Here is a 9,150-nt window from a genome sequence, read left to right on the forward strand (position 1 = left end):
GCGTGCGGTTCATCGTCAGGTGGCCGGTGCTCATCGCTGTGCGTCCTTGTCGCCCAGGCCCTCGCCGAGCGACGGCACCTGGTCCTCTTCCGGATAGGGCCAATCCACGCAGCCCGAGTGCGTGACGGCGCCCAGGTGGGTGGGGCCGACCAGCTTGGCGTACTTCTCCAGCGCGCCGGCCAGGCGTTCGCGCTGAAAGGGCTTGGCCGTGGCGCGGCGGCGTTCGAGTTCGGTCTCGTCCACGTCCAGCACGATGCTGCCGGCCGCCGCGTCGATGCGGATGCGGTCGCCGTCTCGCACCAGGGCGATGGGCCCGCCGGCCGCCGACTCGGGGCTGGCGTAGCCGATGCACATGCCGCGCGTGGCGCCGGAGAAGCGGCCGTCGGTCAGCAGCGCGACCTGCTCGCCGCGCCCCTGGCCATAAATGGCGGCCGTGACGGCCAGCATCTCGCGCATGCCGGGGCCGCCGCGCGGGCCTTCGTTGCGGATCACCAGCACGTTGCCCGGTTCGTAGGCCTGGGCGGCGACGGTCTTCATGCAATCTTCCTCGGTTTCGAAGACGCGGGCGCGGCCGTCGAACTGCAGCGACTTGAGGCCGGCGATCTTGATGAGGGCGCCGTCGGGGCAGAGGTTGCCCTTGAGCACCACCAGCCCGCCCGAGGCATGGATGGGCTTGGCCGATTCGCGCACGATGCGCCCGTCCGGTCCCGGGAAGGCCGCCAGCTCTTCGGCCAGGGTGCGGCCGGTGACGGTCATGGTGTGGCCATGCAGATGGCCGCTCTGGAGCAGCGCATTGAGCACCACCGGCACGCCGCCGATGACGTTCAGGTCCTTGGCCAGGTAGCGGCCGCCGGGCGACAGGTCGGCCACCAGCGGCGTGCGCTGGAACACGCGCGCCACGTCGTCGAAGGTGAAGGCGATGCCGGCCTCGTGTGCGATGGCCGGGATGTGCAGCGCCGCATTGGTGCTGCCGCCGGTGGCCGCCACGGCGGCGCAGGCGTTCTCCAGGCTTTCGCGGGTGATGAGCTCGCGCGGCAGCGGGCCGCCGTTCTCGATGATCTGCATCACGCGCAGGCCGGCGCGGCGCGCCAGCGCCAGGCGCTCGCTGTACACGGCCGGAATGGTGGCGGTGCCCAGCAGCGACAGGCCCAGCGCCTCACCCACCATGGCCATGGTGTTGGCCGTGAACTGGCCGGGGCAGGCGCCCACGGTCATGGCGCAGGTGCGCTCGATCTGGTCCAGCTGCTTGAGGGTGATGGCGCCGGTCTGGTGGCGGCCGGTGCCCTCGATGGCGGTGAGCACCGTGCGCTCCTCGCCCTCGGGCGAGTAGCCCGGCAGCATCGAGCCGCCATAGACGAAGACCGAGGGCACGTTCAGCCGCACCATGGCCATCATCATCCCGGGCAGCGTCTTGTCGCAGCCGCCGAAGGTGACCAGGCCGTCGTAGGCATGGCCGCGCACGGCCAGCTCCACGCTGTCGGCGATCAGTTCGCGCGACAGCAGGCTCATGCGCATGCCGTCGTGGCCCATCGAGGTGCCGTCGGAGACCGAGATGGTGGTGAAGCTCACCGGGTGCCCGCCGCCTTCGGCCACGCCCAGGCGGGCGTAGTCGGCCTGCGGGCCGAGCGACTTGGAGCAGGGCGTGTTGTCGCCGGCCGTGCTGACGATGCCGACCATCGACTTGGCGAGCGTCTCGTCGTCCATGCCGGTGGCGCGCAGGAAGCCGCGGTGGGCGGCGCGGCCCGGGCCTTCGGTGACGGCGCGGGAACGGTGCTTGTGCAGGGAGCGGGGTGTGTCGGTCATGGTGTGGGGCGGATCTTCAAGGGCGTGGAAGGGGGGTGATCGGGCAGTTCGGGGTCGAGGCGGTCGAAGACCCAGGCGATGTCCTGCTCCATGCAGTGGCGCGCCGCGGCGGCGTCGCCCGCGCGCAGGGCGGCCACGGTCTGCTCGTGCAGATGGTCGGAGGGCTGCTCGTCGGTGTGCAGGTACGCGCGCGTGGCGCGCAGGTAGGCGCCCGATTGCAGCCACAGGCTCTCGATCATGGCGATGAGCACCGGCGATTGCGCCGCCTGGTAGATGGTGAAGTGGAAGACGAGGTTCATCTCCAGGCTGGCGGGCAGGCTCTCGGGGGCGTGCCGTGCCCGCGTGATGCGCCGGGCCATGTCGTCCAGTTCGTCCAGCTGGGCGGGCAGGAGCCGCGGCGTGGCCCATTCGGTGGCCTGGCCTTCCACCAGCATCCGCACGCGGCGGATGTCGGCCAGCTTGTCGCGCGTGATCAGGGGCACGCGCGTGGTGCCGTTGGGCAATGGCTCCAGCCCCTGCTGCGCGACCAGCCGTCGCAGCGCCTCCCGCACGGGCATGGTGCTGGTGCCCAGCGCATCGGCCAGGTACTGGATGCCCAGCGGCTGGCCGGCGCGGAATTCGCCATTCATGAGCTTGTTGCGCAGTGCCTGGTACACCGACTCGTTCACGGACGAGCGCGTGATCGGCTTGAGCAGGCCCAGGGTGTCGGTGGCCGACGCGTCGGACGGGGAGGCGAGAGCCATGCGGGTCGGAGTTTTGATGTTTGATCAAATCTTAGTCGCCATGCTGACGTTTGTCATCGGCGTTATCCCGCGCGGCGGCGCCCGCGTCCGGGGCAAGGTGCGGACTGCGACCGGTGCAGCACCCCTGCACCGATCCCGCTCCGCACGGTGCGGAACTGCCTCCGGTGATCGTCGTGGGGCTGGATTCCGGCCAAAGCCTTGCGCCGGTGCGGGTGGGTTCGCGTTCCTAGAATCTCTGCCCCCATCCCCAAGGCACGCATGACACAGGGTTCCATCCGCATCCGCGGCGCTCGCCAGCACAACCTCCGCAACATCGATCTGGACATCCGCACGGGTGAGATGACGGTGGTCACCGGGCCCAGCGGCTCGGGCAAGTCCAGCCTGGTGTTCGACACCCTGTATGCCGAGGGCCAGCGCCGCTATGTGGAGACCTTCTCGGCCTACGCCCGCCAGTTCCTGGACCGCATGGACAAGCCGGCGGTCGACAAGGTGGAAGGCGTGCCGCCCGCCATCGCCATCGACCAGACCAACCCGGTGCGCAGCTCGCGCTCCACGGTCGGCACGATGACGGAGCTGAACGACCATCTGAAGATGCTGTTCGCGCGGGCGAGCCGGCTGTTCGACCGCGAGACCGCGCTGCCGGTGCGCCACGACACGCCCGATTCCATCTATGCCGAGCTGCAGGCGCGTGCCGCGGCGGCTGGCGATCCGCGCGTGGTGGTCACCTTCCCGGTCGAACTGCCGGGCGGCACGAGCGAGGCGGAGGTGGAGCAGTGGCTGTCGGCCAGCGGCTTCACCCGCGTGCATGCGCAGCGCGAAGTGGGCACGCCCACTGGCCCGCGCAAGGTGCTGGACGTGGTGGCCGACCGCTTCCGCATCGCGAACACCGAGCGCGCGCGCGTGATCGAGGCGCTGGAGGTCGCGCTCAAGCGCGGCACCGGCCGAGTCACGGTGCATGCGCTGCCGGCGGAAGAGGGCGGCGAGGCCGAGACCTGGAAGTTCTCCACCGGCCTGCACTGCCCCGAGAGCGACATCCGCTATGCAGACCCGATCCCGTCGATGTTCAGCTTCAACTCTGCGGTGGGCGCCTGCGACACCTGCCGCGGCTTCGGCCGGGTGATCGGGGTGGACTTCAACCTGGTGATTCCCAACGACAAGCTGACGCTGCGCGCCGGCGCCATCAAGCCGATCCAGACGCCGGCCTGGCAGGAGGCACAGGAGGACCTGATGCGCCATGCCGAATCGGCCGGCATTCCGCGCGACACGCCCTGGAACAAGCTCACGCCCGAGCAGAAGCACTGGGTGATCGAAGGCACGCCCAACTTCAAGGAAGGCAACTGGAACAAGCAGTGGTACGGCATCCGGCGCTTCTTCGGCTACCTGGAGAGCAAGGCGTACAAGATGCACATCCGCGTGCTGCTGTCCAAGTACCGCAGCTACACGCCCTGCCCGGCCTGCGGCGGCGCGCGGCTCAAGCTGGAGAGCCTGCTCTGGCGCGTGGGCGGCAAGGAGGATGCCGATGCCGTCCTCGCGCCGGCCAAGCGCTTCATGCCGGTCGGTGTGAAGTGGTCACGCGAACAGCTGGAGGCGCTGCCGGGCCTCTGCCTGCATGACCTGATGCTCATGCCCATCGAGCGCCTGCGGCAGTTCTTCGACCGGCTTTCTTCCCCCTCCCCCTCTGGGGGAGGGCAGGGGTGGGGGCCTGCGGCGCTCGATGCAGAGGGCAGCCCCCATCCCAGCCTTCCGCCAGAGGGGGAAGGAGAAAGACAGGCGCTCAAGCTTCTGTTCGAAGAAATCACCACCCGCCTGCGCTACCTGCACGACGTGGGCATCGGCTACCTCACGCTCGACCGGCAGAGCCGCACGCTGTCCGGTGGCGAGGTGCAGCGCATCAACCTGACCACGGCGTTGGGTACCTCGCTGGTCAACACCCTGTTCGTGCTGGACGAGCCCAGCATCGGCCTGCATCCGCGCGACATGGACCGCATCACCCAGGCCATGCAGCGCCTGCGCGATGCCGGCAACACGCTGGTGGTGGTGGAGCACGACCCCGCCGTGATGATCGCGGCCGACCGTGTGATCGACATGGGCCCGGGCCCCGGCGCGCGCGGCGGGCAGATCGTGTTCGACGGCACCGTCGACGAGCTGCGCGGCGCCGACACGCTCACGGGCGAATACATGGGCGGGCGCAAGCACATCGGCATGGGCTTCAAGCGGCTCGTCTCCGAGAACACGCCGCGGCTCATCCTGGAGGGCGCGCGCGAGCACAACCTGCAGGACGTGACGGTGGACATCCCGCTGCAGCGCCTGGTGGCCATCACCGGCGTCAGCGGCTCGGGCAAGTCCACGCTGATCCAGGACGTGCTGGCGCCGGCGCTGATGCGCCACTTCGGCAAGCCCACGGAGACGGCCGGCGCACACGACCGCCTGCTCGGCGCGGACCACCTGTCGGACGTTGTCTTCGTCGACCAGTCGCCCATCGGCAAGACGGCGCGCTCCAACCCGGCGAGCTACGTGGGCGCGTGGGATGCCGTGCGCGAGATCTTCGCCACCGCGCCGCTGGCCCGGCAGCGTGGCTACACGGCGGCCAAGTTCAGCTTCAACTCCGGCGACGGCCGCTGCCCGACCTGCGGCGGCTCGGGCTTCGAGCACGTGGAGATGCAGTTCCTGTCGGACGTGTACCTGCGCTGCCCCGACTGCGACGGAAAGCGTTATCGGCCGGAGATTCTGGAAGTCACCATCGAGCGCCCGAGGACCGTTCGGGCTGAGCACGCCCCCACCGTTCGGGCTGAGCCTGTCGTCGAAGCCGGGTCAACCCGCTCGACCTCGCAGCCAACCCAGGACGCACCAAGCGCCGGCCGCATGGGCATGGGCGTCTACAACGTCGCCGACGTCCTCGACCTCACCGTGGCCGAGGCCCTGGCCGTGTTCGCCAACGACAGGGAAGTGCAGCGCGTGCTGCAGCCCATCGTCGACGTGGGCCTGGACTATGTGAAGCTGGGCCAGCCCGTGCCCACGCTGTCCGGCGGCGAGGCCCAGCGCCTCAAGCTGGCTGGCTTCCTGGCCGAGGCGGCCGGTGGCGGCAGCAAGTCGCGCCAGCCGCTGGCCAAGAAGGGCACGCTCTTCCTCTTCGACGAGCCGACCACCGGCCTGCACTTCGACGACATCGCCCGGCTGATGCGCGCCCTGCGCAAGCTGCTCGACGCCGGCCATTCGCTGGTGGTGATCGAGCACAACCTGGACGTGATCCGCGCCAGCGACTGGGTGATCGACCTCGGCCCCGAAGGCGGCGACGGCGGTGGACGCATCGTGGCCCAGGGCACGCCCGAGCAGGTGCGCGAGATGCCGGGCACGCACACCGGCATGGCCCTCGCCGCCTACGAGACGGCGCTCGGGCCCGCGGCGCGCGTCGTGCGGGAATCGGCCGCGCGGTACCGCCCGGTGCCCGCGCCGGGCCGCGACGCCATCGAGATCGTCAATGCGCGCGAGCACAACCTCAAGAACCTGAGCGTGGAGATTCCGCGCGGCAAGTTCAGCGTGGTGACGGGCGTGAGCGGCTCGGGCAAGTCGACGCTGGCCTTCGACATCCTGTTCAACGAAGGGCAGCGGCGCTACCTGGAATCGCTCAATGCCTATGCCCGCAGCATCGTGCAGCCGGCTGGCCGGCCGGAGGTGGACGCCGTCTACGGCATTCCGCCCACGGTCGCCATCGAGCAGCGGCTGTCGCGCGGCGGTCGCAAGAGCACGGTGGGCACGACGACCGAGGTCTGGCACTTCCTGCGGCTGCTGTACGTCAAGCTGGGCGTGCAGCACTGCATCCGCGATGGCGCGGCCGTGCAGCCGCAGACGCCGGACAGCATCGTGGCCCAGGTCATGCGGCAGTTCCGCGGCCAGCACGTCGGCCTGCTGGCGCCCCTGGTGACGAACCGCAAGGGCGTCTACACCGAGCTGGCGGACTGGGCGCGCCCCCGCGGCTACACGCACCTGCGGGTGGATGGCCAGTTCCTGCCGACCACCGGCTTTCCGCGCCTGGACCGCTTCAAGGAACACAGCATCGAGCTGCCGGTGGCCAGCGCGGATGTGCTGCCTTCGGCCGAGTCGCTGCTGCGCCAGGCAGTGACCTCGGCGCTGGAGCACGGCAAGGGCGTGGTGCACGTACTGTCCGACATTGGCGCGCTGCGGGCTGCGATGGAGGCGGGGCAGTCCACCGCCGGCATCGGCCATGCGCATGTTTTCTCCACGCTGCGCGCCTGCCCTGTGTGCGCCACGTCGTATGCGGAGCTCGACCCGCGCCTGTTCAGCTACAACAGCAAGCACGGCTGGTGCCCCGACTGCGTCGGCACCGGCGTCAAGCTCACGCGCGAACAGCGCAAGGTCTTCGACGACTCGGTGCTGGCCGACGATCAACGTGGCCGCGAGCAGACCTTCGCCGAGCCCGAGGCGGAGGATGTGGGCGACACCGTCTGCCCCACCTGCGAAGGCACGCGGCTCAATGCCACGGCACGGGCGGTCAAGTTCGCGGGCGTGGGCATCGCCGAGATCGCGCGGCTGTCGGTGACGGACGTGCGGCGCTGGGTCGAGTCGCTGGCGCTGGAAGGCCGGCAGGCTGACATCGCGCGCGACCTGATCCCCGAGATAGGCAGCCGGCTCGAATTCCTGGAGGAAGTCGGCCTGGGCTACCTGACCCTGGACCGCGGTGCGCCCACGCTCAGCGGTGGCGAGGCGCAGCGGATCCGCCTGGCGGCGCAGCTGGGCAGCAACCTTCAGGGCGTGTGCTACGTGCTGGACGAGCCGACCATCGGCCTTCATGCGCGCGACAACCAGATCCTGCTGGACGCCCTGCACAAGCTGGGGGACAAGGGCAACACGCTGGTGGTGGTCGAGCATGACGAGGACACCATCCGCCGTGCCGACCATGTGATCGACATCGGCCCCAGCGCGGGCAAGCGCGGCGGGCGTCTGGTCGCGCAGGGCACTGTGGACGAAGTCCAGCAGTCCGAGGAGTCGTTGACCGGCCGGTATCTGCGCGATGCGATCCGGCACCCGCTGCATGCACGGCGGCTGGTTTCAGAGACCGCCGAGGAAGGCGAGGGCGCCGTGTCCTGGCTCGCTGTCGCCGGCGCAAACCTGCACAACCTGCAGTCGGTCGACGTGAGCATTCCGCTCAACCGTCTGGTGGTGGTCACCGGCGTCAGCGGCTCGGGCAAGTCCACGCTGGCGCGCGACGTGCTGCTGGCCAACGTGCAGGCCATCGTGCAGCAGCGTTCGACCAGGGCCGGTCGTGATGCCGATGCGGCGGGTAAGCGCCCCCGGTGGGTCGGCTGTACCGGCGTGGCGGGCTACGAGGAGATCGACCGCGTGCTCGAGGTCGACCAGACCCCCATCGGCAAGACGCCGCGCAGTTGCCCCGCCACCTACATCGGTTTCTGGGACACGATCCGCAAGCTCTTCGCGGACACCCTGGAAGCCAAGGCCCGCGGCTACGGCCCGGGTCGCTTCAGCTTCAACACCGGCGAAGGCCGCTGCCCGGGCTGCGAGGGCGCGGGCGTGCGCACCATCGAGATGAGCTTCCTGCCGGACGTGAAGGTGCCCTGCGAGGTCTGCCACGGCGCGCGCTTCAACCCGGAGACGCTGGCTGTCACCTGGCGCGGCAAGAGCATCGGCGACGTGCTGCAGATGGAAGTGGACGAGGCCGTGGCGTTCTTCGCCAGCATGCCGAACATCAGCCATCCGCTGCAGTTGCTCAAGGATGTGGGGCTGGGTTACCTCACGCTGGGGCAGCCTTCACCGACGCTGTCGGGCGGCGAGGCGCAGCGGATCAAGCTGGTGACCGAGCTGAGCAAGGTGCGCGACGACGTCACGCGCCGCGGCAACAAGGCGCCCCACACCTTGTATGTGCTGGACGAGCCCACGGTCGGCCTGCACATGGCGGACGTCGAGAAGCTGATCCACGTGTTGCATCGGCTGGTCAATGCCAATCACAGCGTCGTCGTCATCGAGCATGACCTCGACCTCATCGCCGAAGCCGACTGGATCGTCGATCTGGGGCCGGAAGGTGGATCCGGCGGCGGACGGGTGGTGGCGTCGGCGCCGCCCGAGGATGTGGTCGCGCAAGGCACACACACGGGCGTCGCGCTGCGTTCAGTTCTGGAGCGCGGGGCTGTTCGGGTGTGACGCGGCTGGAAGTGCGGCAGCAAGGGCTGGCTTGTGCGGGTGACTGGCCAGTCGCTTCATCTCGGCTGCGGGGCCGCGCGGAAGACGCGTGAGAAGGTACGTCTGGTGCTGGCCCCTGCTTTTGTGCATCTACTTCTATAAGGGGTGTGTCTCGACTGGCCGATGGCGGATGTGCTCCTGGGCCGTCGAACAGCCGTGGGACATGACATTCCAGAGAAACTCCCTGCCTCGTCGGCCGTCAGTCCCGGTTGCGTGCCCCTTGTTTGTCCGCCCCCGCTGGGCTTGGTCGCCCCGGATGCGGGCATGCTCCCCGCCGTTTGAAAATTTTTGTAGGACGCCTCTTGCGTCCCTATCGAAAACCCTCGTATACTGGCGGGCTCGCTGACTGATACGTAGCCTTTGGTTGCTGAGTTTGGCTGGTGAGGGGTTT

3 protein-coding genes are annotated in these 9,150 nt (G+C 69.4%); 1 reads left to right on the forward strand and 2 read right to left on the reverse strand.

Annotated features, from left to right (window positions below; all coding sequences use genetic code 11):
- Positions 1-30: 30 nt before the first annotated feature.
- Together ilvD and ACT54X_RS25760 are read right to left on the reverse strand one after the other, a co-directional pair.
- On the reverse strand, positions 31-1,803 hold the full coding sequence (ilvD, locus tag ACT54X_RS25755) for a dihydroxy-acid dehydratase (protein WP_476349436.1): 1,773 nt from the start codon (positions 1,801-1,803) through the stop codon (positions 31-33).
- Positions 1,800-2,546 (reverse strand): GntR family transcriptional regulator, encoded by a 747-nt coding sequence (locus ACT54X_RS25760; RefSeq protein WP_295529406.1) that lies wholly within the window; start codon positions 2,544-2,546, stop codon positions 1,800-1,802. Before ACT54X_RS25760 ends, ilvD begins: the two co-directional genes overlap by 4 nt.
- Positions 2,547-2,804: 258 nt before the next feature.
- Between ACT54X_RS25760 and ACT54X_RS25765 the strand changes: the two genes are divergently transcribed.
- Positions 2,805-8,720, forward strand: a complete 5,916-nt coding sequence (locus ACT54X_RS25765) for an excinuclease ABC subunit UvrA (protein WP_476349438.1) — start codon at positions 2,805-2,807, stop codon at positions 8,718-8,720.
- Positions 8,721-9,150: the final 430 nt, after the last annotated feature.

Source organism: Pseudacidovorax sp. DMC4, from assembly GCF_056314265.1.

Coding starts and splice junctions, on each gene's coding strand:
- ACT54X_RS25760 (WP_295529406.1), bottom strand. CDS start 2,546: ATGGCTCTCGCCTCCCCGTCCGACGCGTCGGCCACCGACACCCTGGGC.
- ilvD (WP_476349436.1), bottom strand. CDS start 1,803: ATGACCGACACACCCCGCTCCCTGCACAAGCACCGTTCCCGCGCCGTC.
- ACT54X_RS25765 (WP_476349438.1), top strand. CDS start 2,805: ATGACACAGGGTTCCATCCGCATCCGCGGCGCTCGCCAGCACAACCTC.